The sequence below is a fragment of the Lysinibacter cavernae genome (assembly GCF_011758565.1).
Lineage (GTDB): Bacteria > Actinomycetota > Actinomycetes > Actinomycetales > Microbacteriaceae > Lysinibacter > Lysinibacter cavernae.
This window is the reverse complement of sequence record NZ_JAAMOX010000002.1, coordinates 843,749-867,707: the sequence shown is the minus strand read 5'-3', so window position 1 is coordinate 867,707 and position 23,959 is coordinate 843,749. Positions and strand designations below refer to the sequence as shown.

General features: G+C 62.8%; 26 protein-coding genes. 15 read left to right on the top strand and 11 right to left on the bottom strand.

The annotated features are described in order from the left end of the window. The first annotated feature begins 64 nt into the window (after nt 1-64). The 10 genes from FHX76_RS13235 to FHX76_RS13190 all read left to right on the top strand — a co-directional run bounded on the left by FHX76_RS13235 (nt 65) and on the right by FHX76_RS13190 (nt 8,767). Entirely contained in the window at nt 65-637 is a 573-nt protein-coding gene (locus tag FHX76_RS13235) for a helix-turn-helix domain-containing protein (protein ID WP_167151337.1), read from the top strand. Nucleotides 638-802: 165 nt separating this feature from the next. Further along, nucleotides 803-1,591, top strand: a complete 789-nt coding sequence (locus tag FHX76_RS13230; protein ID WP_167151335.1) for an ATP-binding cassette domain-containing protein — start codon at nt 803-805, stop codon at nt 1,589-1,591. Continuing rightward, nucleotides 1,588-2,643, top strand: a complete 1,056-nt coding sequence (locus FHX76_RS13225) for an ABC transporter permease (protein WP_167151333.1) — start codon at nt 1,588-1,590, stop codon at nt 2,641-2,643. Before FHX76_RS13230 ends, FHX76_RS13225 begins: the two co-directional genes overlap by 4 nt. 85 nt (nt 2,644-2,728) lie before the next feature. Further along, the gene (locus FHX76_RS13220; protein ID WP_167151331.1) at nt 2,729-3,739 is read left to right on the top strand and encodes a substrate-binding domain-containing protein; all 1,011 of its coding nucleotides are present in this window, start codon (nt 2,729-2,731) and stop codon (nt 3,737-3,739) included. A gap of 12 nt (nt 3,740-3,751) precedes the next feature. Continuing rightward, nucleotides 3,752-4,768: a Gfo/Idh/MocA family protein gene (locus FHX76_RS13215; protein ID WP_167151329.1), complete on the top strand. Its 1,017-nt coding sequence runs from the start codon at nt 3,752-3,754 to the stop codon at nt 4,766-4,768. After that, nucleotides 4,765-5,565: an amidohydrolase family protein gene (locus FHX76_RS13210; RefSeq protein ID WP_167151327.1), complete on the top strand. Its 801-nt coding sequence runs from the start codon at nt 4,765-4,767 to the stop codon at nt 5,563-5,565. Before FHX76_RS13215 ends, FHX76_RS13210 begins: the two co-directional genes overlap by 4 nt. Beyond that, entirely contained in the window at nt 5,562-5,903 is a 342-nt protein-coding gene (locus FHX76_RS13205; protein ID WP_167151325.1) for an L-rhamnose mutarotase, read from the top strand. Before FHX76_RS13210 ends, FHX76_RS13205 begins: the two co-directional genes overlap by 4 nt. Before the next feature lie 38 nt (nt 5,904-5,941). Beyond that, nucleotides 5,942-7,111 carry an aminotransferase class V-fold PLP-dependent enzyme gene (locus tag FHX76_RS13200; protein ID WP_167151323.1) on the top strand — a complete coding sequence of 390 codons (1,170 nt, stop codon included), beginning with the start codon at nt 5,942-5,944 and terminating at the stop codon, nt 7,109-7,111. Beyond that, a complete protein-coding gene (locus FHX76_RS13195) occupies nt 7,104-8,333 on the top strand; it encodes a M20 family metallopeptidase (protein ID WP_167151321.1) in 1,230 nt (409 codons plus the stop codon). Before FHX76_RS13200 ends, FHX76_RS13195 begins: the two co-directional genes overlap by 8 nt. Nucleotides 8,334-8,386: 53 nt before the next feature. Continuing rightward, entirely contained in the window at nt 8,387-8,767 is a 381-nt protein-coding gene (locus tag FHX76_RS13190; protein WP_167151320.1) for a RidA family protein, read from the top strand. A 60-nt stretch (nt 8,768-8,827) separates the two neighbouring features. Here the strand turns inward: FHX76_RS13190 and FHX76_RS13185 are convergent, their stop codons facing one another. The 8 genes from FHX76_RS13185 to FHX76_RS13150 are packed head-to-tail and all read right to left on the bottom strand — an operon-like array spanning nt 8,828 to nt 16,967. Continuing rightward, nucleotides 8,828-10,192 (bottom strand): NAD-dependent succinate-semialdehyde dehydrogenase, encoded by a 1,365-nt coding sequence (locus tag FHX76_RS13185; RefSeq protein WP_167151318.1) that lies wholly within the window; start codon nt 10,190-10,192, stop codon nt 8,828-8,830. 51 nt (nt 10,193-10,243) lie between these two features. Beyond that, a complete protein-coding gene (locus FHX76_RS13180) occupies nt 10,244-11,407 on the bottom strand; it encodes a fumarylacetoacetate hydrolase family protein (RefSeq protein ID WP_167151316.1) in 1,164 nt (387 codons plus the stop codon). Next, on the bottom strand, nt 11,404-11,856 hold the full coding sequence (locus FHX76_RS13175) for a VOC family protein (protein ID WP_167151314.1): 453 nt from the start codon (nt 11,854-11,856) through the stop codon (nt 11,404-11,406). Before FHX76_RS13175 ends, FHX76_RS13180 begins: the two co-directional genes overlap by 4 nt. Next, nucleotides 11,857-12,309, bottom strand: a complete 453-nt coding sequence (locus FHX76_RS13170; RefSeq protein WP_167151312.1) for a cytidine/deoxycytidylate deaminase family protein — start codon at nt 12,307-12,309, stop codon at nt 11,857-11,859. Nucleotides 12,310-12,312: 3 nt separating this feature from the next. Further along, the gene (locus FHX76_RS13165; protein WP_167151311.1) at nt 12,313-13,233 is read right to left on the bottom strand and encodes an ABC transporter permease; all 921 of its coding nucleotides are present in this window, start codon (nt 13,231-13,233) and stop codon (nt 12,313-12,315) included. Then, nucleotides 13,233-14,360, bottom strand: coding sequence for an ABC transporter permease subunit (locus tag FHX76_RS13160; protein WP_167151309.1), 1,128 nt, complete (start codon nt 14,358-14,360; stop codon nt 13,233-13,235). Before FHX76_RS13160 ends, FHX76_RS13165 begins: the two co-directional genes overlap by 1 nt. Next, nucleotides 14,357-15,955: an ABC transporter ATP-binding protein gene (locus FHX76_RS13155; protein WP_167151308.1), complete on the bottom strand. Its 1,599-nt coding sequence runs from the start codon at nt 15,953-15,955 to the stop codon at nt 14,357-14,359. Before FHX76_RS13155 ends, FHX76_RS13160 begins: the two co-directional genes overlap by 4 nt. Next, complete coding sequence (locus FHX76_RS13150) at nt 15,945-16,967, bottom strand: BMP family lipoprotein (RefSeq protein WP_167151306.1); 1,023 nt, start codon at nt 16,965-16,967, stop codon at nt 15,945-15,947. Before FHX76_RS13150 ends, FHX76_RS13155 begins: the two co-directional genes overlap by 11 nt. A gap of 231 nt (nt 16,968-17,198) precedes the next feature. On the opposite strand from FHX76_RS13150, the gene FHX76_RS13145 reads away from it, so the two are divergent. The 4 genes from FHX76_RS13145 to FHX76_RS13130 all read left to right on the top strand — a co-directional run bounded on the left by FHX76_RS13145 (nt 17,199) and on the right by FHX76_RS13130 (nt 21,446). Then, complete coding sequence (locus FHX76_RS13145; protein ID WP_167151304.1) at nt 17,199-18,155, top strand: C-terminal binding protein; 957 nt, start codon at nt 17,199-17,201, stop codon at nt 18,153-18,155. A gap of 41 nt (nt 18,156-18,196) precedes the next feature. Continuing rightward, the gene (locus FHX76_RS13140) at nt 18,197-18,958 is read left to right on the top strand and encodes a FadR/GntR family transcriptional regulator (protein ID WP_167151302.1); all 762 of its coding nucleotides are present in this window, start codon (nt 18,197-18,199) and stop codon (nt 18,956-18,958) included. 66 nt (nt 18,959-19,024) lie between these two features. Next, nucleotides 19,025-19,822: an SDR family NAD(P)-dependent oxidoreductase gene (locus tag FHX76_RS13135; protein WP_208402675.1), complete on the top strand. Its 798-nt coding sequence runs from the start codon at nt 19,025-19,027 to the stop codon at nt 19,820-19,822. A 28-nt stretch (nt 19,823-19,850) separates the two neighbouring features. Further along, nucleotides 19,851-21,446 (top strand): deoxyguanosinetriphosphate triphosphohydrolase family protein, encoded by a 1,596-nt coding sequence (locus FHX76_RS13130; protein ID WP_167151300.1) that lies wholly within the window; start codon nt 19,851-19,853, stop codon nt 21,444-21,446. 90 nt (nt 21,447-21,536) lie between these two features. Here FHX76_RS13130 and FHX76_RS13125 read toward each other — a convergent pair whose 3' ends face one another. The 3 genes from FHX76_RS13125 to FHX76_RS13115 all read right to left on the bottom strand — a co-directional run bounded on the left by FHX76_RS13125 (nt 21,537) and on the right by FHX76_RS13115 (nt 23,253). Next, nucleotides 21,537-22,523, bottom strand: coding sequence for an alpha/beta hydrolase (locus tag FHX76_RS13125; RefSeq protein ID WP_167151298.1), 987 nt, complete (start codon nt 22,521-22,523; stop codon nt 21,537-21,539). 65 nt (nt 22,524-22,588) lie between these two features. After that, on the bottom strand, nt 22,589-22,888 hold the full coding sequence (locus FHX76_RS13120; RefSeq protein WP_167151296.1) for a hypothetical protein: 300 nt from the start codon (nt 22,886-22,888) through the stop codon (nt 22,589-22,591). Nucleotides 22,889-22,959: 71 nt separating this feature from the next. Then, complete coding sequence (locus FHX76_RS13115; RefSeq protein ID WP_167151294.1) at nt 22,960-23,253, bottom strand: YciI family protein; 294 nt, start codon at nt 23,251-23,253, stop codon at nt 22,960-22,962. 113 nt (nt 23,254-23,366) lie between these two features. On the opposite strand from FHX76_RS13115, the gene FHX76_RS13110 reads away from it, so the two are divergent. Beyond that, nucleotides 23,367-23,864 (top strand): hypothetical protein, encoded by a 498-nt coding sequence (locus tag FHX76_RS13110; protein ID WP_167151292.1) that lies wholly within the window; start codon nt 23,367-23,369, stop codon nt 23,862-23,864. Nucleotides 23,865-23,959: the final 95 nt, after the last annotated feature.

The window sequence follows — 23,959 nt, the reverse complement described above, 5'->3', positions numbered from 1 at the left end:
CAAGATAACGACGGATTTAGCGATCGGTATAGCGAACGCATGATGGTTCTGTAACATAGTCGACATGAGTACCGAAAGCCAGCCTTTATCCCCACTCGCGTCAAATCTGCGCCAATGGCGGGAGCGGCGCGGTCTGAGCGTATCCGGCCTGGCCAGGGATGCCGGGATCTCAAAATCCACCGTCTCCGAGCTGGAACGCGGCAACGGCAACCCGTCGCTCGACACGCTCTGGGCGCTGGCAAAGGCACTCAACGTTTCGCTCGGCGCGCTCTTTGTTGACCAGGGCCCCGTTGGGGAGACGGTCTTCAAGCGCCTGGTTGAGGCACCAACCATCGCGAGGGATGGCGACGAATTTATCGCCCAACTGGTGAGCGCGTGGCGAAATTCCGGGGAAATCGAGATCTCGGTCGTGACGCTCGCGCAGGACGGCAAGCGCGATTCACGCGGCAACGCGGCCGGCGTCATCGAACGCGTGGTGTGCATGCGCGGGCTTGTTGAGGTCGGGCCTGTTGGCGCATCCGTCCTTCTTGAGCCGGGAGATATGCTCATGTTTCGGGCCGACCAGCCACATATTTATCACGCGCGCGGCGAGGGCGGCCGGCTGCTCGTCGTGCAGCAGTACCCAACCGACTCCTAGTCTTCGCCGGGCAGCCGGCACCCTCCGACCCCGTCATCCTCACGAAACAAACTGTTCACACTTTTTTGTTGATTCGACAGATCGCCTGTGCTTTACTAAAACTGTTCGATCTGTCGAACGATGTTATTTATAACAAACAAAATGCGAGCAAGGGAGTCCGCGAGAATGGTTGTAACCGACGATAAAATCGCCGCTGATGCTGTACCAGTCATAGAAACCCGACTCATTGCCAAGAGCTTTGGACACGTCCAGGCCCTCCGCGGCGCATCACTTCTCGCCTACCCAGGCGAAGTCCTTGCGCTCATCGGCGACAACGGGGCTGGCAAGTCGACGCTGTCGAACGTGATCGCCGGCATCCACACCCCCGATACCGGGGAGCTCTACCTCAGGGGCGAACAAGTCACCGTCAGCTCGGTGCGCCACGCACGAGAGCTTGGCATTGAGATCGTGTACCAGGATCTGGCACAGGCGCCAGACCTCTCGGTCGTTCAGAACTTTTTCTTCGGCCGTGAGCTGCTCGTCAAGGGCCCGCTGCGGCTGATTGGCCGGCTCAACGAAGCCGAGATGAAGCAGAAGACCATCGAGGCGATGAGCCTGCTCGGGGCTCAGGTGCCATCGCTCACCGCGCCCGTCAGCGCGCTTTCGGGAGGCCAGCGGCAGGCCATCGCCGTCGCCCGCGCCGTGATGTGGGCAACAAGCGCCATCGTCATGGATGAACCGACCGCCGCACTCGGCACCAAACAGACCGCGATGGTCTACGACGCCGTTCGAGCTGCAGCAAACCGCAACCTCGCGGTCATCCTCGTCTCTCACGACATCCCAAAAATGCTTGAGTTTGCCGACCGAATCGCCATCATGCGCCACGGGCAGGTTGTTGCCCAGATGCCAACGCAGGGCCTCGAACTCGTCGACGTACTCACCACCATGCTTTCCGCAGAGGGGACCGCAGCATGAGCCAGCTCACCCAATCAAAGCCAACCGAAACCTTCACGAGCGTCGAGCCTTCATACGGCAAACGGGTCGTCACCTCCACCGCCTTCATGATCGCGGTTGTTGTTGTGGCGCTTGTCGTGCTCTTTGGCATCCTCTCGCCAAACGGTATCTTCTTCAGTGGCGCCAACTTCAGGAACCTCGCCCTCGACTCGGCGCAGCTCATCCTGCTCGCTGTTGGCATGACGTTTCTCGTTGGGGCCGGCGAGCTTGACCTCTCTATTGGGGCCAACGTCATCCTCTCGTCGGTTGTCGCTGCAAAGGTCATTACGTGGCTCGGCGGCTCACCCCAGGAGATCCTCGCAGGCAACTACGCCAACGCCGGCATCGCGATACTCGCTGGATTTGGGGCCGCGCTTGTCACCGGCGTGCTGTTTGGCGTTGTCAACGCAACGCTCGTCAACCTGCTCAGGGTCAACTCCTTCATCGTGACACTCGCCATGATGAGTGCGGGAAGCGGCCTTGCGTACATCGTGACCGGCGGAGTCAACGTCAGCTCGCTTCCCCGCGAGATGCAGAAGAACTTCGGCTCTGCCGACCTGTTTGGCATCATCCCGATCCCAGCCGTCATTGCCATCGTGATCGGCATCGTGGCCTGGTACATCATGACCAAACTGCGGTTTGGTGCCCACACCCTCGGCATGGGGTCCTCGATCAGGGCGGCCGAGCGCGCTGGAGTGAATGTGCGTCGCCAGCGAGTCAAGCTCTTCGCCATCATGGGGCTCATCGCAGGCCTCGTCGGGTTTATCGACATCGCGCGCTTCCTGACGACCAACATCCAGGGCCACCAGGGTGACGCCCTCGCGGCAATCGCGGCGGTTGTTATTGGCGGAACGAGCCTGTTTGGCGGCAGGGCCAGCGTGCTCGGCTCAATGATCGCGGCAATTATCCCCGCCATTCTCATCAACGGCCTCGTCATCATGCGCGTTGGCTCGTTCTACCAGCTGGTTGTCACCGGCGTCATCCTGCTCATCGCGGTTGGCATCGACCAGCGGCGACGCGCGCAACAAAAATAGCGCCAAGCCAATACCTCCCGCACTCAGACCCCCGAAGTATCTGCACCACCATCCCTGTAGTTCAAGGCACCAACAAGGAGGAACCATGTTTCGAACACAGCAATTTATTCGACGCGGAAGCATCATTGGCGCTGCTTCTGTCGCCGCACTCGTGCTGGCGTCATGCAGCTCAGCACCAGACACCGCCGACGGAAGCCAGACCGGCTCATCCGACAATCCAACCGTCGCGTTTGTCGCGGCCCAAATGACCGCAACCTACTTTCAGGTCATGCAGTGCGGCGCCCAAGCAGCGGCAGACGAGTTCAACGTCAGCCTCGACTGGCAGGGCGACCCAGACTGGGACCTGCAAACCCAGACCCCGCTCATTAATGCCGCCGTGCAGAGCTCGCCCATAGGACTCGTGCTTGTGCCAACCGACCCGGTTGGACTCATCGAGACCGTTGAGAATATCTCGGCCGATATGCCGGTAATCACGGTTGACGGCAGCCTCGATGAACAGGTTGAGCTGCAAAACATCCGCACCGATAACCTCAGTGCCGGTGCCCTCGCCGCTGACGCGCTGGCAAAGGCCGTGGGCGAAAAGGGCACGGTGCTTGTCATCGCCTCGTTCCCAGGCGTCGCTGCAAACGCCGAACGCGTCGACGGATTCGCGGAGCGCATGGCCGAGAAGTACCCAGACATCGAGGTACTGCCAACCGAGTACTCGGATGCCGACCAAGCAACCGCGTCGCAGAAGGCCGCCGCAGCCATCACCAACCCAGACCTAGTGGGCATCTACACAACACTCGCGCCGGCCTCGGCAGGAGCATCCGCAGCCATCCAGGCCGCAAACAAGACCGGTGAGGTCAAGCTGGTCGCCTACGACGCAGACCCCTCGCAGGTCGCCGATCTGAAGGCAGGTGTCTACGACGCGCTCGTAGCCCAGGACCCGTACGGGCTCGGCTACGACTCGGTCAAGCGCATCGCGCAGATCAACGACGGCAGCCTCGACCCAGAATCGCTTGAGTACCAGGAGTACGTCAACGCGTTCATCATCGACCGAGACAACGCGGACAGCGAAGAGGCCAAGCGCTTCATCTACGTCCCAACCTGCTAGAAGGACAAACTCATGACGCACAGCGGCCACTCCACCCAACACCCACCCGAAACGAGGGTGCGGGTGGCCGTTGTGGGCGCCGGCCAGTTTGGTCGGCTCCATGCCATCGCGTATAGCAACAACCGCGATACCGATCTTGTAGCCATCATCAACAGGGATCTCACAAAAGCCACAAAGCTCGCAGACGAGGTCGGCGCTCCGCATGTCTTCTCCTCGCTGGCCGAGGCGCTCGAAACGATCGAGCTCGACGCCGTTTCGCTCGTGACCTCGCCAACGCATCAGCCGGCGGATGCCAGCCTCGCCCTCGCGCGCGGGCTCAGCGTACTCGCCGAAAAACCGCTCGCCCTTTCGAGTGAAGCGGCGGCAGAAATCGCCGACGCCGTCTCGGTAACGGGCGGGCTTGTCATGCCGGCCCACATTCTGCGTTTTGCGGCTCCCTACCAAGAACTCAAGGGCCGAGTGGATGCCGGGACCATCGGCACCCCAAGGGCACTGTCGTTCCGCCGCCACCGCACGGCGGACCACGACGCGCAGTTTGGGGCCATCCACCCCGTGCTCATGACCATGGTGCATGACATAGACCTTGCCCTTTGGCTCTGCGGCGGAACACCAACCCGCGTGACCGCGCGGCAGGTCGTGCAGCCGGGCCGCAACCAGCCGACTGTCGTCTGGGCAGAGGTCGTGCTCAGTTCTGGCGCGATCTGGTCGTTTCAGGTCTCCTGGGCGGTCTCGGCAGGCCAGCCGGTCGCCGATTCGCTCGAAATCGTCGGCGATGACGGCCTACTCACCCTCTCGCTGACCGACCACCTCACCGGGCCGCCGGCGGCAGCGCCCTTTGACGATGTGCTCACGCCCGCGTATGCGTTCGGGGCGCTCAACGAGGAGGTCCGGGTGTTTATCGACGGCGTTCGCACTGGCATCCGCCCAACCGTTGTCACGCTCGACGACGCGCTCACTGGGCTTGGCCTCGCCGAACAGATTGTCTCAGAGGCCTCGAACAACACCATTGACGCTGGGCCAGCACTGTGACCGGCCGAGCTGACTCGCATATCCATCTCTTTGAGCACGGCTTTGGCGGCGACCTCGCACCGGGGCAGGAACTCGCACAGTACGAGTCGCTCCGAGAGCGCCACGCGATTTCGCACTCGCTTGTTGTTGGATACGAGGGCAACGCAGCGTTTGCCGGCAACAACGACTACGTTCTCGGGCTTGGCGAGAGCCGGGACTGGCTGCATCCGCTTGTCTATCTCGACCCGCAGCGCCCCCTCTCGTCCGCCGAGGCGCTTGCGAAGCTTGATGCTGGGGCAGCGGGATTCTCCCTGTACCTCGCAGGGAACGATCACGGCGCCTTTGGGCCCGATTTCTGGGCATCGGTAGCCGGGCACGGGAACGTCATTCTCAGCGTCAACGGCACCGCCGCCGCCTGCAGCGACCTGCTCGCGGGCGGGCTGCTGAGCCGGGACATCAGGGTGCTCGTGAGCCACCTCGCCTCACCGGGAGTCGCACTCGCCGGTGCTGGCCTTACCCGCTACCGCGCGGCCATCGCAACGCTCGCAGCGACCCCAAACGTAGGCCTCAAGCTCTCCGGCCTCTACGATGCCGACCCCGTTTACCCCCACAACTCGATTGCACCCCTCGCCCTCGAGGCGCTCGATCGCTTTGGGCCGGAGCGGATGCTCTGGGGCTCGGACTTTGCCCCAGGCCTCAGCACCGTCACGGCAGACGAGCTGTTTGGCGTGCCAGGCTGGCTGGCCGAACAGCTCACGCCGTCGGAGCTCAGCCTCGTGCTTCACGCCAACCTCGAACACCTCGTGGGGGCAGCATGACCGAGCAGCGCTTCTGCTACACCTTTGAGATTCTTCCCGACCGCGTCGAGGAGTATGAGCGCGAACACCATCCCGTCTGGGACGGTGTTGTTCAGGCCATGCACGCGGCGGGGATCACAGAGTTTTCGTTGTTCCGCCGCGGCACAAGCGTGATCGCGACCGGCAGCGCGACCCGCGAGATCGAGGCGGTGTTTGCCGAGCTGGATACCGACCCGGTGAACGCCGCATGGTCGGCACATATCCGCCAATACATGAGCGTCTCGGTTGACGCCAACGGCGCCCTCTTTATGAGCGACGAGTGCTGGCGGATGCCGTCGGCAACACCAACAACCCCGTAACTGTCACCCACACCAATCGAAAGTGAAGGCGGAACTCTATGCAGAACCCTAGCGACGCTCCGTTGCTCGACCCCGATGAACTCTACGAGGGCGTCGCCACAACCTACCTCTATACGGGGGCGCACTCGCCCGCGCTCAGAGTGGTTGGGAGTGCGCTCGACGCCGCCTACCGCGCAAAGAATAAGGGGGAGTTTGGCCGCGACATCCTCGCGGCAACCGAGCTTGCCACGCGCACAAGCATCGCCGAGCTGGCCGGGCGATCAGTTGACGAGGTTGGCCTACTCGGCGATGCCTCAACGGCGTGGAGCGCCATCGCAAACGGCTGGGAGTGGAAGCCGGGCGACAACATCGTCATCAACGAGTACGAGCACCCTGCGGTGTTTGCCCCGTGGTTGCGACTGCGCCAATACGGGCTTGAGGTGCGCGTCGTGCCAAAGCGCGACGACTGGGAGATGACATCGGCAAGCATTCTTGCCGCCTGCGACGAGCGCACGGTTGCCCTCCCGATCAGCCACGTTGGCTACGTGACGGGGCTTCGGCACGACCTCGGCGAGATCGGCAAGGCTGCCAAGGCAGCCGGCATCCCCATGCTCGTTGATGTGTCACATTCGCTTGGCGTTGTCGACGTTGACCTTGAATACGCTGCCCTCACGGTTTCGGCATCCTATAAGTGGATGCTTGGGCCCTACGGCGTTGGCGTTGTGCTGTGGAACCGCGACCGGCTCCCCGATTTCCGGCCGGGAGCCGTTGGCTGGCGCTCGCTCAGCAACATCTTTACCGAGGACCGTTTTGACGAACTCAACTGGAACCTGGACGGAACGCGCTTCCAGATGGGTGCCCCCGCCTTCGCCGAAATCGCGGGGCTCGGGGCCGGCGTTGACACCATCCTCCGCCTCGGAATTGGCAACGTCGAGCGGCACGCGCTTCGCCTCGTTGAGCGGGCGCACGCTGGCCTCCGCGATCTTGGCCTCGACGTCATCACCCCTGCTGATCCGGCACGACATGCAGGGAGCGTCGCCTTTTTGCACCCCGCTGGCGAGGTGTTCGCAAGAAAACTTGGCGAGCGCGACGTGCTCGTCTGGGGCGGAGACGGGCGAATCCGGGCGTCTTTCCACGTGATGAACAGTGACGCCGATGTCACTCGCCTGCTCGAAGCTGTCAGTGACGTGCTCACCGAACTCCCCAGAGAAGAGGTTTCACATGTTTGACGCAACCACCATCGACGCGTACCTTGACACACACGACGACGACCTCATGGCGCTGGTCCACCGCCTCATCAGCATCGACAGCCAGATCCCGCCCTACGCGGATGAGCGCGCTATCGTGGCATTCCTCATCGAGGAAGTCGAGCGGCTCGGGCTTGGAACGGTCACGATTCTTGGGCCGAGCCCAGAGCGCCCGAGCCTCATCCTTCGCATGCACGGAACCGGCGGGGGCAAGAACCTCATGCTGAACGGCCACACCGACACCAAACCCGTTGGCGAGGCACGCGACGAGTGGAACACGCCCCCGCTAGAGGCAACCGTCAAAGACGGCATCATCTACGGGCTCGGTGCAACCGATATGAAGGCCGCCATCGCCGCCATGATCTACGCCGCGGTCGCCCTCAAGGAGACCAAGACCGAGCTGCGCGGCGACCTCGTCATCGGCATGATCGCCGACGAAGAAGCTGGCGCGCAGCTTGGCGCAAAATTCGTGGCTCCCCACGTGACGGATGTTGACGCCATTCTCATCGGCGAGCCGAGCGGATGGGAACACGATTGGCAAGGAATCCACCTGGTCTCGCGCGGCGTGTGCTGCTTCCGCATCACGGTCACTGGCACGCAAATGCACTCAAGCCTTTCCGATCGGATGCCATCGGTCAACGCCTCGGTCAAGCTCGCGAATCTCATGGTGGGTATCAGCGACGACCTCTCGCTCCCGTTTGTGCCCCATCCACTCGGGGATGTTGGCCCGACCCTCAACGTTGGCGTGATGATCGAGGGCGGCACGTTTTTTGGAGTGGTTCCTGGGCGCGCGGAGTTCTCGTGCGACCTGCGCACGGTTCCGGGCATGACCAAGGAAGAGGTTGCTGAAGGCATCGAATCCTGGCTCGCGGCCTGCCGCGCGGCTGACCCTGACCTCGAGGTGACGTATGCCTTCGAGCCGTCGCTCGACTGGATTCCGTGGAGCGAACTTGATGCCACGCATCCACTCGTTGCCGCGACACAGCGCGCCGCGGCAGATGTACTCGGCGAGGCACCGGCGCTGCAGGTGTTCCCTGGGGGAACGGATGCTCCCTGGTACTCGCAGGTCGGCATCCCAACCCTGCCCTCGTTTGGGCCTGGCGTGCTCACCTGCGCTCACGGACCGAACGAGTTTGTGAGCCAAGAGAGCGTGCGACAGGCAGCGAAAATGTATGCCCGCATTGCCGCGGATTTCTGCGCCTAGTCATTCCACCGCGTCATCATTCCAACGAGCAGCCAACCCAGAAGGAACCCATCATGACACTTTCATTCACGAGCACCCCAACAGCCCCTGCGCCGGGTGGGGCCTACTCGCAGGCCGTTCGGGCCGGCGACTACGTCTTCACCGCAGGCCAGGTTGGCCTCAACCGGGAGACGGGCACAACGCCAACCGATTTCCGCGAAGAGGTACGCCAGTCGCTCACGAACCTTGAGGCCGTGCTGGCCGCCTCTGGCGCGAAGATGACCGACGTCGTTCGCACCATGTGCCTGCTCACCGACATCAGTAATTTTGCGGTGTTCAACGAAGAATATGCGGCGGTCTTTGGCGAGCACGTGCCCGCCAGAAGCACGTTTGGCATTCAGCTTGCCGGCGGCTTCACCGTCGAGATCGAGGCCATCGCTTACACGGGCGAGTAGCTCCAACACACAGCGGTGGCCTTGCGTTCGCTGAACGCAAGGCCACCGTTGTTGTGAAACTTAGACGTCGAGGCGCATGATGCGCTTATTCATGAACTCGTCAACGCCAAGCGGGCCCAGCTCGCGGCCAACGCCGGAACGCTTGACCCCGCCAAACGGAAGGTCGGCCTGCGAACCGCCAGCAGCATTGATGTAGACCATCCCAGCGTCAATGCCGTTTCCGACTCGGCGCGCGCGCTCTGGATCGGCGCTGAACACGCTTGAGCCGAGGCCAAAGAGCGAATCGTTGGCAAGGGCGACGGCTTCTTCTTCGCTGCTGACCTTATAAATAATGGCCGCAGGACCAAACAGCTCTTCGTAGTGCACGGCCATGTCTGGCGTGACATCCGTGATGACGGCTGGCGCGACGTAGGCGCCGGTTCCGTCAATGTGCGTTCCACCAGCGCGCAGCGTTGCACCCGACGCAACCGCTGCCTCGATCTGCGAAACAAGTTCGTCGGCCGCGGCCTGCGACGACAACGGCCCGAGGGTGGTTGCGGGGTCGGCGGGGTCGCCAGGAACAAACTCATCGAGCTGAGCGACAAACTTCTCAACAAAGTCGTCGTAGATGTCAGCCATAACAATCATTCGCTTTGGCGCGTTGCAGGCTTGGCCGGTGTTGCCCATGCGCGACTCAACCGCGGTCTGTACCGTGGCATCCAGGTCGGCCGAGTCGAGCACGATCATGGGGTCGGAGCCGCCAAGCTCAAGCACAAACTTCTTCAGGTTCTTGCCCGCCTCGGCGGCAACCGCAACGCCTGCGCGCTCGCTTCCGGTGAGCGAGACGCCCTGGATGCGGTCGTCGGCAAGCATCCACGCAATCTGCTCGCTCGTCGCGTACAGGTTGATGTAGGCATCGGCGGGAATGCCGGCGTCGTGCAGCACCGATTCAATGGCGGCAGCAGAGAGGGGGCAGTTGCGCGCGTGCTTGAGGATGATCGTGTTGCCAAGCACCAGGTTTGGCGCGGCGAACCTGGCGACCTGGTAGTACGGGTAGTTCCACGGCATGATGCCAAGAATGGACCCAACGGCCCGCTTCTGGATGATGGCTTTGCCACCAACGATGTCGAGCGGCTCGTCGGCAAGCAACTCGTTCGCGTTGTCGGCGTAGTACGAGAAGATCTCAAAGACGGTCTGCAGCTCACCCTTGCTCTCGTCGATGCGTTTTCCCATCTCTTGCGTGATGATGGCGGCCAGCTCGTCGCGGCGCTCAGTGAAGATCTCGGCGGCGCGCTTTACCTTCGCGGCGCGCTCAGCGAGCGGGGTTTCTTTCCACAGCAGGTAGCCGGCGTGCGAACGGTCAATCGCGTCGCGCACCTCTGCGTCGGTGGCGTTGGGAATCTGGGTAACCACTTCGCCGGTGGCCGGGTTGGTGACGGTATACATAGGTGAGTCCTTTCGGGACAAGTGTGAAGAAAGGCGCGTGAGCGCCTCGGGTTAGATGAGGTTTCGGGCGTTGAGGTTGCTGGCGAGCGACCAGATGCCGTGTTCCCAGCGAGGAGCGGTTTCTGAATCTTCGACGGTGTTGCGCAGGGTGCCGAGTTGCGGGGTCGAGATACTCACAACATCCCCGAGCGCGTGGGTAAACCCGGCGCCAGCCGCGTAGCGATCCTGCACCGGCGAGAAGAGGGTGCCGGTGAACAGCACAAAGCCGTCGGGATACTGGTGGTGCGGCCCGTAGGCGTGCTCAACAAGTTCTTCTGGGTCCCTGCTGATTTTTTCCATGGAGCTTGTACCCTCCATCACAAAGCCGTCGGTGCCGCGGACCGAGAGGTTCACGAGCAGCTCGCGCACGGAATCCATCGTGAAGTGCTCGTCAAAGAGACGGATGAACGGCCCAATCGCGCAGGACCCGTTGTTATCCTTCGCCTCGGTGAGCAGCAGCGCGCTGCGGCCCTCAAAGTCTCTGAGGTTCACGTCGTTTCCAAGCGCGGCACCACGAACCTCGCCGGTTGAGGTCACGGCAAGCACAACCTCAGGCTCGGGGTTGTTCCAGGATGACCGGGACAGCACACCAATGGTCGAGCCGGAGCCAACGCTTGAAAGCACTGGCGCCTTTGTGAAAATCTCGGGGTCGGGGCCAATGCCAACCTCAAGGTACTGCGACCAGAGCCCTTCGCGCTGGAGCAGTTCTTTCACCTTCTCCGCCTCTGCCGATCCCGGCTTCACGCTTGAGATGGCACCGCCAACCACCTCAATAAGCTGGTCGCGGATGGCCTCGGCCCGCGCCGAGTCGCCCTGCGCGCGTTCCTCGATGACGCGTTCGAGCATGCTCTCCACAAACGTCACGCCTGCGGCCTTCACAACCTGGAGGTCAATCGGTGAGAGCAGCCGGGGAGCATCGGCGTCGCCGGCAACCGTTGCGGCGAGTACGTCTCCAAGCGCCCAGCGCTGCCCTGACTGCGTCGCGCGCAGCACCGAAGCGATGTCGTCCCGCTCAAGCAGGCGCGAAACGGTTGCCTCGATCGACGTGATGTCGACGAGCTCGTCGCCGACAACCAGCACAACGGTTGGCCCGCCAACGGCAGGGTCGAAGATGCGACCGATGAGCAGCGCACGCTCGGCATCCACGGGGAGAAGCTCGTTCAGTTCGAAGTTCACGACGCGACCTCCTCGTACTGCTCCGCGCCCTGGCTCACGAGCCCCGGCTCGCCGCCCTCGTGCCACGCAAAGAATTCCCACAGCTCGCCGCACGGGCCAGCAAAGTAGATGCAGCGGGCGTTCCACGGGTAGTCCTTCGGCTGCGAGTAGAGCTCAACGCCAGCCTCGCTCAGCCGCGTGTACATCTCGTCAATCTCGTCTAGCGAGTCGAGGCACACGGCGAGCATCACGTTATGCCCGCCCGGCTCGTCGCGCTGCGAGCGCACGCCGGTCGTCTCGTGGATGTGCTCGGCCTCCCACAGCGCAAGGATCAGGCCCGGTCCCTCAAAGTCCGCAAAGTTGGGCATCCGGCTCTTGAGCGTGTAGCCGAGCTTTTCGGTGTAGAAGGCGATCGAGGCTTCGAGGTCCCTCGTGATGAGGCACACATCGGTGATGGTCGGTTTACGCATTTATTGGCCACTTTCTGGTTGTGGGTCGGAAACTGTCCACGCGTTTTCGTGCGGGAACAGCCAGCGCTGCGGAAGGAGGTTTGAGGAGTGTGTTTTGCGGACGGTGCCCTCGTAATCGATGACAACGTCGGCGTTGAGGCAGTAGGTGCCCATCAGCTCGCGGCAGACCCCGCAGGGGTTTGTGACGATGGCGCGGCCGTCGTCATCAAGGCACAGGGCCACAATCGAGCGGATGCTGTGGTCGCCAGCCATTTCGGCGTTGGCAATGGCGGATGACTCTGCACACACGTTGATGCGCCGCGAGCCGAGGTGCAGCCCGAGGTAGATCTCGCCTGACTCGGTCCGTACGCCGGCAGCGACCACGTGCTTGACGCTGTCGTGCCTGGCCAACAGCAGGGTTTTGACGCGGTCGTACAGCTCAACATCGTCGTCGGTGAGTGTTTCAAACTGCACGGTTTATGCCTCCATTGTTGGGGTCGCGATGCGGATGCCGCCATCCTTTGACGTTTTGGCCAGCACGATGAGGCCAATAAACGCGATGACGTAGGGCAGCATCTGAGCGAACTGTGGCGCGACGACGGCGTCGTTCACCTGCACGGCGACAGCCGAGGCGAGCCCAAAGATCACGCTCATGACGGCCAGCCACTTGACCTTGCCGCGGCAGAAGATCACCGCGGCGAGGGCCACAAAGCCGAGGCCGTTGGTCATCCCCTCGGTGAACAGCGTGAGCTGGCCGACGCTGAGCTGCGCGCCGGCGAGGGCGCAGAGCGCGAAGCACCAGACCTGTGCCCACACCCGCATCCGGTTGACGTTGCCTCCCGCCGCCGCGAGAGCGGCCGGATGCTCGCCTGCCGCTTTAAGCCGGCGAACCAGCACCGTGCGCCGAACCGCGAACACCATCACCGCGACGAGCACCCAGCTGAGGTAGGTGAGGATCGTGTGGCCAGACACGATCGCGCCAATCACGGGGATGTCTTTGATGAACGGGATGTTGTAGACCGGCAGCGAGGGAATACCCGGGTCACTGAGCGTCCCTTTCACTCCGAAGAAGGAACGAAGCAGGTACACGGTTGCCGCGGCCGCAAAGATGTTCAGCGCGATTCCGGCGACAAACACGTTGACGTTGAGCCTGGTGATGACGTAGCCAAAGATCAGGCCGCTGATGATGCCGGCGATGACGGTCGCGGCGATGCCGAGGGCAACCGACTGGAACATGAGCCCAAAGACCACGCCGCCAAACGCGCCAAAGAGCATGGCACCTTCGAGCCCGATGTTGAGGTCTTTGGTCCACTGCGTTGGCAGGCAGGCGAGGGCCGCGAGCAGGATGGGGGTCGTCAGTCGAACCCCAGAGCTGAGAAACGCGTCAAATAAGTCCATTAGTTCTTCCCCCGCGAGCGCGTGTAGGCGTTGCGTGCCTTGGCGAGCTGGGCAAAAATGCCTGCTCGTGCCGAGGCCGCGATGATAATTCCGGCAATCAGGATGAGCGAGATTTCGGATGGCACGGTTGACACCTGCTCGATGCCGCGCGCTGCCGACCGCATGACGCAGTAGACGGCAACCCAGATCATCGCCGAGACGGGGCGGGCGCGGGCAATCATGGCGAGCAGCACGGCATCCCAGCCGATGCTCGTGCCAATTTCGGTCCAAAACCGCCCCTGCGAGGTGGTCACGAGCAGGGCGCCGGCGATGCCGCAGAGGGCTCCGCTGAGGGCCATCGATCCGATGCGGGCGCGGCGCACGTTGATGCCAACCGCCGCCGCGAAGTCGGGGCTTTCGCCCGTCATCCGCCACTTGTATCCGATGACCGATTTTTCGCTGATCCACCAGGTGACGGCGCACAGCACCACAACGAGGAATACGGCAGTGGTGAGCTGGGTCTTTGGCAGGATCTCCGAGAACATCGCGGTGTCGTGCACTGGAACGGTGCTGCCGCTCTGGCGGCTCGGGTCGCGCAGCGGGGCCGTCACGAGGTAGGCGCAGAACAGGATGATGATGTAATTCGAAAGCAGCGTCGAGAGCACCTCATCCACGTTCCAGGCGGCGCGGAGCCAGCCGAGACCGGCCGCGACAAGCGCCCCGATCGCCGCAGAGGCCGCGATGCACAGCAGCAGGTGCAGCCCGGTAAACATCGGCCCGATGTAGGCGCCAACCAGCGCGGCGGCCATGGCCCCAGCGTAGATCTGGCCCTCCGCACCAATATTGAACATTCCAGATCGGTACGCGATGGCAACACCCATGGTCGCCACAAAGAGTGGGAGGCCCCAGGCAAGCGTGCGCGCGATGCTCTGCGGGCTGCCAACGGCGTATTCGAGTCCTGACAGGATGGTGGGGATCGCCTGGTAGCCCTGCGCCTGGATGAGCACAACCGCCATCAGCAGGCCTGCGCCGAGGATAAACGCAACGCGCCCAAGCTGCTTGGCGAGCGCGGAGCGGTTCGACGACTTTCGCGGTTTGGCGGTCGGGCCGAGCGAGTGCTGGCCAGACAGGGTCTTTTCTATGGTCACGCCGACACCTCCGTCTGCTGAATGCCCATCATGTACATGCCAAGTTCCTCTCGAGAGGTTGCGGTTGCCGAGCGTTCGGCCACGATGCTGCCGCCAAACATGACGAGCACCCGGTCAGAGAGCCGAAGGATCTCGTCGAGGTCGGCCGAGATGAGCAGTACGGCGCATCCTCGGTGGGTGGCCTCAGCCACCTGGTTATACAGAAACTCGATGGCGCCAAGATCGACGCCCCGTGTCGGTTGGGCAAGGATGATGCACTCCGGCTCGTCCTCAAGCTCACGCGCCATGACGATTTTCTGCTGATTTCCACCCGAGAGCGTGCTGTTTCTGGCGTCGAGCCCAGAGGTCTTGATCGCGTATTTACGGATCATCTCGGTTCCCCACGCGCGCACCTTCGAGGTGAAGGCCGCGCCGAGTCCGAGCGGGCTCGTGTCGCGGCGCAGCACGCCGGCGGCGAGGCCTTCCGCGACCGTTCCGTTGAGCGGGAGCCCTTCGAGGTGGCGGTCCTCCGGCACGTACGAGAGCCCAGCCGCGCGCCGGTCGTTGACCGAAAGCGACTCGAGCTGGGTTTCCCCGAGTCGGATTTGTCCGGCGGTGAGGGGCCGAGTACCAATAAGCGCTTCGGCGAGGGATGCCTGGCCGTTGCCCTCGACGCCCGCAATCCCGAGAACTTCACCGGCCCGCAGCTGAAACGAGACAGCGTTGAGTGCCGCGTCGCTGCCCTGTTTGATCGTGCTGAGGTGTTCAACGGTGAACGCCGAAATGTCGCTCGGGCGGTCGCGTTCAACGCGGCCGAGGTTGACGTCGCTGCGGCCAGTCATAGCGGCAACCACCATCGCTGGGTCGGCATCCGCAGCCTCGAAGGTCTCAACGGTTTCCCCGTTGCGCAGCACCGTGATGCGGTCAGCGAGCGCAAAGACCTCGCGAAGCTTATGCGAGATAAAGATCACGGACGAGCCCTCGGCGGCGAGCCGTTTCAGCAGTTCGAACAGCTCTTCGGTCTCCTGCGGGGTCAATACGGCGGTTGGTTCGTCGAGGATGATGAGGTTGGCTCCGCGGTACAGCACCTTGATAATTTCGAGCTTTTGCTGCGTTGCCACGTTGAGGGTGCCGGTAATGGTGTCAGGGTCAATCGACAGGCCGAGCTTTCGCATTGGCTCTTCGAGCGCGGCTTTGGCCGCCGCGTTGTCAAAGAGCCCGTGCTTGCGCGGTTCGCTGCCGAGCGTCACGTTCTCGGCAATGGTAAAACCAGGCACGAGCATGAAGTGCTGGTGCACCATACCGATGCCGTGTTCGATGGAGTCCGTTGGCCGCTTGAGCGTCACCTCGCGCCCGCCGAGCCTGATCGAACCGGCATCCGGCTGGTACATCCCGTAGAGGATGCGCATGAGCGTGGTCTTGCCCGCGCCGTTCTCGCCAACAAGGGCGTGAATCTCCCCACGACGTAGCGTGAAGTCGACGTCGTGGTTGGCAACGACGGGGCCAAAGGTTTTGGTGATGCCGGCAAGCTGCAGGACGAAGTCGTCTGCTGCCTGCGGCGTCGCCGTACTGACGGCGGATGCCTCCCGCACGGTTGGGCTCCCGCTACTTGCCATCTGCCTTCACCTCGCCGGCGATGAGCTTCTCCTGCAGCCCGTCGAGCTGCGTGATCTGGTCGGCGGTGACGAGCTCGTCGCTGTAGATCATTTCCCAGCCGCCCTCTTTGAAGCCGTAGCTGAGCTGGTCGCCTTTTTTGGTGCTCTTGTCGACGATCTTCTCGGTGAGGGATTCGATGACGGTGTCAACGCGCATCGTGAGGCTTCCGGGAACAAGTCCGGGGGCCAGGCTGCTCTTGTCGGCAACGATGCCGATTGGCGCGATATTTTCGCCAGACTTTGCGGCATCAAACGCGCCGGCCCCTGACAGGCCAGCGTAGGCAAACATGCTGAACGCGCCCTTATTCATCAGGCCGATTGCCACCTCGCGGCCCTTGCTTGGGTCGGTGAATGAACCAACGTACTGACCCTGTACCTGCATGGCTGGGTCAACGTTGCTCACGCCCGAGGTGAAGCCGGTCTCGCAGTTTTCCACAACGGGGGCGTTCACCCCTCCAATAAATCCGGCGGTTGTGCTGGCGTTGGCCTGGTTGACGACGGCAGCGAGGGCACCTGCCATGAAGCATCCTTCTGCCGTGCGGAACTCAGCCGAGATGACGTTTGGGCTATCTACGATGCCGTCGACAAAAACAAACGTGGTGTCTTCGTTTCGCTCTGCAACCGAGACGAGGGCGTCAATTGCTTCGAACCCGAGCACAAAGACGATGTCGTTGGTGTCGGCCGCGTCCTGCAGCAGCGGGGCAAAGTTCTGTGCCTGGAGCTGCCCCTCGTAGGTCTTCACAACCGCGCCCTGCTCGTCGGTGAGCGGGTCGATTGCGACCGCTGCTTGGTCGAAGAAGTCTCCGTCGCCAAACGCGTTGTCAACGAAGATGCCGACGTGGAGGCTTTCGCTGTCGGCGCCTGCCGAGCTGGGTGCCTGCCCTCCGCATCCGGTGAGCGTGAGCCCGAGGATGCCGGTGGCCGCGAGCGCGCCGAGTGTTGTTAACGTGGACTGTGTTGCGTGTGAAGCCATTGGTCTACCGCCTTTATGAACCGAATTACGAATGCGTTCGGGGGTAACGCGTGGACATCCTCCAGATGAGGTCGAACCTTGTGAGCGATGATCCTGGCCTGACGGTTTGAGCAACGCCGCTCGTGTTTAACATATAATCATCTTATGATCGCAACAAGCAAGTTTTTTGAAGTTTCGAGAGCGAGCCCTTCAAAAACCCACTGATTGCGCAGCAATACGAGAGAGAATTCAATGAAGAAAAAAATCATCGTAACCGACCACGCATTCAAAAATGTGGCCTACGAGCAACAAATGGCCAACGATTTTGATGCAGTTTTTGAATGCCACAGCTGCGAGACAGAAGACGACACTCGCGCCGCCATCGCCGACGCCGACGTTGTGTTTGTGAATTTCGCTCCCGTCACAAAAAACGTTCTCTCCGTCCTCAAGCCGGGCGCCACCGTCATCCGCTACGGCATCGGCTACGACAACGTTGATATCAAGGCAGCAACCGAACTCGGCATCAGCGTCGCCAACGTGCCAGACTACGGCGTAGCAACCGTTGCCGACCATGCAACCGCAAGCCTGCTCCCGCTGCTCCGCCGCATCCCCGCCTACAACGCGCTCTTCGCACAGTCGGACAAGGTTCGCCCTGGAGACGTTGGCGACATCCGCGGCTTCCGCTCTACCGTCATCGGGCTCGTTGGGATGGGCAGAATCGCACGGGCCGTTGTCGAGCGACTCCGTCCGTTTGGGTTCAGCTTCATCGCAACAGACCCCTACTGCGATCAGACGGTGTTCGACAGCCTCGGCGTTGAGCGCGTCACCCTCGACGAACTCGCCAAACGGGCACACGCCATCTCGCTCCACGCGCCAAGCACGGCCGACAACATCCACCTCATCGGAGCCGATTTCCTCAGCAAGGTGCAGCAGGGAACCGTGCTCGTCAACACCGCGAGGGGCTCGCTCGTTGACCTCGATGCCCTCGCCGCCGCGGTCACGGACGGGCGCATCGCAGGAGCGGCCCTCGACGTGACCGACCCAGAGCCGCTCCCACTCGACTCCCCGCTTCGAGGGATGACACAGGTAGTCTTAACCCCACACGCCGCGTTTTACGACGACGATTCTTTGCAGAATCTTCAGCGGCTGGCAAGCGAAGAAGCCGCCAGAGCACTCTTGGGGGAAGAGCTCCGCTGCAAGGTGAATTAGCAGCAGCCCTGGCATTCATTACTCGAACCAGAAGACGGACTATGAATACTTCGAACACCTCTCAGAACGAAACCCATAAGCTTCCAACCGGCAGCCCCCTCGGCAAAACCAACCGAAACCGACTGTCATCACAGGTTGCCGACCGCATCATGAGCGACGTCATTGCGCGCGGCCTGCAGCCAGGAGACCAGCTCGAAACCGAGCCTGCGCTTGTCGAACGCTACGACGTCAGCCGCTCGGTCATCCGCGAGGCAGGGCGCATCCTCGACGAACGCGGCCTTGTTGACATCCGCCCAGGTCGGGGCATGACGGTTGCCGCATTTGACGGTTCGGGAATCGCCAAGCAGTACGAGCTCATGCTCGAACTCAACAAGGGCTCGTTCGAGCAGCTCATGGAGATGCGCCTTGTGCTTGAGGTTGGCATCAGCGAGCTTGCCGCGATCAACCACACCGAAGAAGATGCGGTGCTCATCCAGGCAGCCCTCGACGGATACAACAGCACGTCAGACGACAGCAGGGAGGTGCTCGAATGGGACCTCGCATTCCACCGCGCCATCGCCGCTGCCTCGCAGAACCCATTCTTTGTGCACAGCGTTGATCCCATCAACGATTACCTGCGCAAAACCTACGAGCACAGCATGGGATACGCCGCCGCTCAGGAAGCAACCAACCGCGAACACCACGAAATTGCCAACGCAATCTTCGCCCGCGACACTGAACTGGCGGCAAAGGCCACACGAAACCACCTCACCCGCGTGCGCGACGACAGCGGAACCCTCGCCCGCCGCCAGCCGCAAGACTAACCAAACATCCAGACTAACTCCCCCCTCAACGCGTTTCTCTCACCGATTTGAAGGAGTTCCTTTCGCATGCCCATTTCCAACGATGTAGATGCAGCAACCTGCTTCCCAGAGCACTTCGCCCTCACCGGCAAACACGTCATCGTGACCGGCGCCGGACGCGGGCTCGGCCAGGGCGCGGCGCTTTCAGCCGCTGCGGCAGGCGCAACCGTTTCGCTTGTTGCCCGCTCGGAAGACCAGCTCAATGAAACCGCAGAGATCATCAGGGGCCGAGGGGGCGACTGCCACGTCATCCCAGCCGACCTCTCGGACACCGACGCGCTCGAAGGCCTCGTCGACGGCCTGTGGGCACGCCAGCCCGTACACGGCATCGTGCACTCCGCCGGGGTCCAGCTGCGCAAAGAAGCCGTTGACCTCACGCCAGACGACTGGCGCTTTGTGCAACGGATGAACGTTGAGGCACCCGTGTTCCTCAGCACGGCCATCGCGCGCCGCCAGATCGAGGCGGAGGCCGGCGGCTCGCACGTCTTCATCGGATCGCTCAACAGCTCAATCGCGCTCCCCAGAATCGCGCCCTACGTTGCCTCAAAGACGGCCATTGTCGGCGTCGCGCGCTCCTTCTCAACCGAATGGGCGCCGGCAGGCATCCGCTCGAACGTCATCGGGCCTGGCTACTTCCACACCAAGCTCACCGAGGGGCTGCTCGGCCAGCAAGATCAGCTCGACCGCATCCTCGGGCGCATCCCAATGGGCAAGCTCGGAAACCCGTCAGACATCGGCGGAATGGCCGTGTTCCTGCTGTCGGATGCCTCTGCCTACGTGTCCGGCCAGCTCCTCAACGTGGATGGTGGGTGGCTCGGGGCCTAGGCTTAAGGCACGCAACGAGGAGACACCAATGACGGAACGCGGCCAGGCCAAGTACGACGACACCCGCACGAGCGCAATTGATCTTGATCCCGGCAGCCAGCCGGTTGCCAAGGCGCCGTCTGGGCTCGACCCCCGCCACGCGCGGGCGGTTCCAGAGGCCGTCGACCCGCACGCGCATCCAACAACCGATTTCCGTACCGACCTCGAGCGGCTGCGGTTCTCCCCGTATTTCTCGCGGCTGTCGGCCGTCACCCAGGTGGTGCCGCAGGCGAGCGTTGGGCCGGTCATCCACAACCGCCTCACCCACTCGATCAAGGTCACGTCGGTTGCCCGCGCGATCGCCGTTGGGCTGCAGGCAGACACCGGGCCGGCCGGAAATATCCTCAGGTCACTTGGCGGATGCGACCCCATCGTTGTGCAGGCCGCCGCGAGCGCCCACGACCTTGGACACCCGCCGTTTGGGCACCTCGGCGAGCGCGTGCTCGACCGCGTCGCGCGCGAACGACTTGGGCTTCCGGAAGGATTTGAGGGCAACGCGCAGACCTTCCGCATCCTCACCGAGCTCGACACCCACGGGGCGGCCCAGCCCGGCCTCAACCTCACCTCGGCGGTGCGGGCTGCGGTGCTCAAGTATCCGTGGACCCGCCTCGAATGGCGCGACAACTTTACCGATCTCCCGCCCAGCGAACGGCCGAGGGGCGTTGGTGATGTCTCGCCAACCGGCGCACATAAGTTCTCGACCTACAGCCTGCACGCCAACGAGGTTGCCACCGTGCGCGCTGCCTACCCCGCCATCGGCGCGTGGCAGCAAACCGTCGAGTGCCAGGTCATGGATATCGCCGACGACATCGCGTACTCCATTCACGACCTCGACGATTTCTACCGCGCAGGCGTGCTCCAGCAAGCATCGGTTTCGGCCGAGCTTCGTACGTGGTTGCGCGAGCAATCACTCTTTGCACGGATGCCGCTCGCCGACCTCGCCGCCAGGCCCCGCGATCCGGGCAACTCACTTGAGCTGCTGCGCCGCCGCACGGCATCCCGCGACGCCTGGATCGCCGACGACGACGCCTTCCGCGCGGCGGTTGAGCGCGTCAACGAAGAACTTGTCGATGATCTCCTCTCGGTGCCCTTCGACGGCGGCATCGCCACCGAACGCGCCCTTTCGGCCTTCATTCGCAGCTGGCTCGACCGTTTCCAGCGCGCCATCGTGGTTGACCCTGCACCCAACGTGCGCAGCGGCCACGTGCAACTCGAACGGCAGGCCTGGCACGACGTGATCGTGCTCAAGTTTGTACACGCCCGGTTTGTGCTCGACAACCCCGACCTCGCAACCGCGCAGCGCGGCCAGGCCCGCATCGTCGAATCGCTTGTTGTTGGGCTGGATGAATGGCTCACCGACCGCGACGACGCCGCCCGCGCCCCTCGCCGCCTCATCGAATCGGCCGAGGCTGCCACCGAAAGCTACCTGCAGCTGCGGGCAGACAACCCCGAGGTGCTGAGCGGGCCAACGGATGACGCGAGCATGCGCCGCCGCGGTCGCGGACGAGCCGTGATCGACTACGTGGCAACGCTCACAGATGCCCAGGCGATCTCGGTCGCCGGCTCGATCCGGGGAATTGGGTAGGGGTACGTTTGCCTCGCGCTTCCGCTCAGAACGTGCTCCTTAGTAACACTTAGCGACTTATCTGTAACTATGGCCCAACGCTAATAACACTTAGCTCGTGTGCTGCCGCACAAAGGCGAGCGCCGCGTCGAGTTGTTCCTCGGCAGCTGACATGAGACGCCCAGAGGTAAACAAGCCGTGGGCGTGGCCAGGCAAGTGCACGTGCTCGACCGGAACTCCGGCATCCTTAAGCTTCTGCGCGTACGCAATACCCTCCTCAGCGAGCGGGTCGTGGGCGACCGTGAGCACAAAAGCTGGCGCGGCATCCGCAACCGTTGGAGCCCGCAGCGGCGACACGAGCCATTCGTCTTCGCGAGAGACGCCCTCCGGCACGTACAGCTCCCGAAACCACCGCATCGAATCAGCAACGAGGGGAACGCCCGAGGTAACCCTCCGATATCCCTCGGCCTCTCCGTGCAGGTCGGTTACCGGGTAGAGCAGCACCTGCGCCCTCACTTGTGGGAGGTCGCCAGCCGCAGAGAGCAGCGCAAGCACGGCGGCAAGGTTCCCGCCGGCGCTATCACCGGCAACAACAAGCCGTGACGTGTCGACGCCAAGCGCCTCGGCCTCCCGCACAATCGCCCGCACTGCGTGAACGCAATCCTGCAGGGGAGCTGGATACGGATGCTCGGGTGCCAGCCGATACTCCACCGCAACAACCGTGCCTCCCGACGCGTCCGCAAGGTACCGGCAGATGCCGTCATGCGTCTCGCGATCGCCCATAATCCAGCCCCCACCATGGAGAAAGACGATGCTTGGCGCCGGCTGCTGCCCCTGCGCCGAGCCCCGATACACCCGAACGGGAACAGCGGGCAGATCGTGACCCGGCGTCGGGAGCGCAACATCCCGAACCGAGACAAGCTCTCGACGCGGGATGCCGTTGGCCGCCGTCGACAGGCGATAATTCGCTCGCAGCTCGGCGATGGGCACCGTTCGCGTTGCGGGAGCATTCGCTTCGCGAAGCACCCGAACGACCTCGGCTGCTTCCGGATGAAACTCAGACAGCTGGGGAATCGTGTGCTCGGCCGTTTCGCTCATAGTGTGACGACTCTAATGCAGACCCAAGCGTCGAATCCAGACCCTTCGTCATACGGCTGGGACCTTCACCTGGTAATCATCTGGACGAGCGAAAGCCATTCGGTACGTCGGGATTCGCCCCGCAGGCAGCCGTCACCGTCTGCGCGGTCCGCGACCGCCGCAAGCGAGTCATACTCGGAATCCGGCGTCAGCAGCGCCGTGCACAGCGCACTGCTCGCCACACTGCTCGCCACAGTGACCGTCAGCGGGATTGGCACGAGCAATATCGCGGCCACAACCGCGCCAACAAGAATCGCGCGTCGGATGTGTTGCGGCAATCGCTGCAACGCCTGCGTATCAGCAGGCTCAGTGCTTGGAAAAATCATCGGGGGGCTCCATTGCATCTCGGTATCCCGAGAATAGCCGCCCGCCCGAAATCTAGCTAGCCATATATCGGCTAGACGAAGCTGACGCCGCCAACAAACGCTTTGCGGAACGGGATGATGCGGGTCTCGCTGAACAGGTCAGCCTTCGAGAACGGGTCAGCTGCGATGAAGGATTCGGCTTCCTCGCGGGTATCAAGGTCAACAACATAGACGCTTCCAACCGGCTTGCCTTCGTCGTCAAGTTTTGCGCCAACCGTCAGCAGCAGCGACTTCTGCGATTCAAGGTACGTCAGGTGTTCAGGGCGGAGGTCAGCACGCTGGGCGGCAATGCCTGGCTTGTCGGTGGTCTCAATGAAGAAGGGCATGCGTGTGTCTTTCTGTCGAATGGCTTCCTCCCACAGTAGTAGTCCCGGCATCCGCGGACTACCGGGCATAATGGAGGGGTCCAACCCCTTATGCATTCAGGAGCGCGATCACCGTGACGAGCACGTCATCCGGCCAGCCCGTCAGTGAACTCACCCGCCCCGCACGTCCAATCGCGTTTGGCGTTGTCGTGATGGTCATCGGGATTCTCCTCGCCTGGTGGATGACCGCCGGCCGCGCGCTCTTTGGCGTCAGCGGCGACATGGTCACCTGGTTCGCGTTCACGCTGGGGCCGGTTGTCGCGGCCATCCAGATCATGACGGGCATCGCGATCATCCGCACTGCCCGCCTCGGCTTCCACCTGCGACGCTCGACCGTTGTGTGCCTCAGCATCACGTGGGCGGTTGGGCTGCTCTTTGGCCTCACCGTTCCCGACACCACAGCCGACGGGCTCGAATCTGCCTTCTCAACCTTTGGCGGCCCCGTCGCGCTTGAGATCGGCATCGGCTTCTCCAACCCCCTCGGCGTCATCACTGTCGCCATGGCTATCTTCGCCCTCGTCTTTTCAATCCGCGATTCGCGCGGACCACGGCCGGTCGACGACGAAGATTAGGCTCGTCGCGAACGGTTCCTAGCAACCTCATGTGTGTTCGCTCAGAGAGCAGTCGGAAACAGGGTTTGGGCATCCGCGCATCCCTATGGTTGAAG

What these genes read in the sequence shown, in the direction of transcription:
- FHX76_RS13135 (WP_208402675.1), top strand. Translation starts at nt 19,025, where the DNA reads ATGCCCATTTCCAACGATGTAGATGCAGCAACCTGCTTCCCAGAGCAC.
- FHX76_RS13235 (WP_167151337.1), top strand. Translation starts at nt 65, where the DNA reads ATGAGTACCGAAAGCCAGCCTTTATCCCCACTCGCGTCAAATCTGCGC.
- FHX76_RS13165 (WP_167151311.1), bottom strand. Translation starts at nt 13,233, where the DNA reads ATGGACTTATTTGACGCGTTTCTCAGCTCTGGGGTTCGACTGACGACC.
- FHX76_RS13220 (WP_167151331.1), top strand. Translation starts at nt 2,729, where the DNA reads ATGTTTCGAACACAGCAATTTATTCGACGCGGAAGCATCATTGGCGCT.
- FHX76_RS13145 (WP_167151304.1), top strand. Translation starts at nt 17,199, where the DNA reads ATGAAGAAAAAAATCATCGTAACCGACCACGCATTCAAAAATGTGGCC.
- FHX76_RS13205 (WP_167151325.1), top strand. Translation starts at nt 5,562, where the DNA reads ATGACCGAGCAGCGCTTCTGCTACACCTTTGAGATTCTTCCCGACCGC.
- FHX76_RS13200 (WP_167151323.1), top strand. Translation starts at nt 5,942, where the DNA reads ATGCAGAACCCTAGCGACGCTCCGTTGCTCGACCCCGATGAACTCTAC.
- FHX76_RS13125 (WP_167151298.1), bottom strand. Translation starts at nt 22,523, where the DNA reads ATGAGCGAAACGGCCGAGCACACGATTCCCCAGCTGTCTGAGTTTCAT.
- FHX76_RS13140 (WP_167151302.1), top strand. Translation starts at nt 18,197, where the DNA reads ATGAATACTTCGAACACCTCTCAGAACGAAACCCATAAGCTTCCAACC.
- FHX76_RS13130 (WP_167151300.1), top strand. Translation starts at nt 19,851, where the DNA reads ATGACGGAACGCGGCCAGGCCAAGTACGACGACACCCGCACGAGCGCA.
- FHX76_RS13175 (WP_167151314.1), bottom strand. Translation starts at nt 11,856, where the DNA reads ATGCGTAAACCGACCATCACCGATGTGTGCCTCATCACGAGGGACCTC.
- FHX76_RS13190 (WP_167151320.1), top strand. Translation starts at nt 8,387, where the DNA reads ATGACACTTTCATTCACGAGCACCCCAACAGCCCCTGCGCCGGGTGGG.
- FHX76_RS13215 (WP_167151329.1), top strand. Translation starts at nt 3,752, where the DNA reads ATGACGCACAGCGGCCACTCCACCCAACACCCACCCGAAACGAGGGTG.
- FHX76_RS13115 (WP_167151294.1), bottom strand. Translation starts at nt 23,253, where the DNA reads ATGCCCTTCTTCATTGAGACCACCGACAAGCCAGGCATTGCCGCCCAG.
- FHX76_RS13185 (WP_167151318.1), bottom strand. Translation starts at nt 10,192, where the DNA reads ATGTATACCGTCACCAACCCGGCCACCGGCGAAGTGGTTACCCAGATT.
- FHX76_RS13150 (WP_167151306.1), bottom strand. Translation starts at nt 16,967, where the DNA reads ATGGCTTCACACGCAACACAGTCCACGTTAACAACACTCGGCGCGCTC.
- FHX76_RS13120 (WP_167151296.1), bottom strand. Translation starts at nt 22,888, where the DNA reads ATGATTTTTCCAAGCACTGAGCCTGCTGATACGCAGGCGTTGCAGCGA.
- FHX76_RS13195 (WP_167151321.1), top strand. Translation starts at nt 7,104, where the DNA reads ATGTTTGACGCAACCACCATCGACGCGTACCTTGACACACACGACGAC.
- FHX76_RS13225 (WP_167151333.1), top strand. Translation starts at nt 1,588, where the DNA reads ATGAGCCAGCTCACCCAATCAAAGCCAACCGAAACCTTCACGAGCGTC.
- FHX76_RS13155 (WP_167151308.1), bottom strand. Translation starts at nt 15,955, where the DNA reads ATGGCAAGTAGCGGGAGCCCAACCGTGCGGGAGGCATCCGCCGTCAGT.
- FHX76_RS13230 (WP_167151335.1), top strand. Translation starts at nt 803, where the DNA reads ATGGTTGTAACCGACGATAAAATCGCCGCTGATGCTGTACCAGTCATA.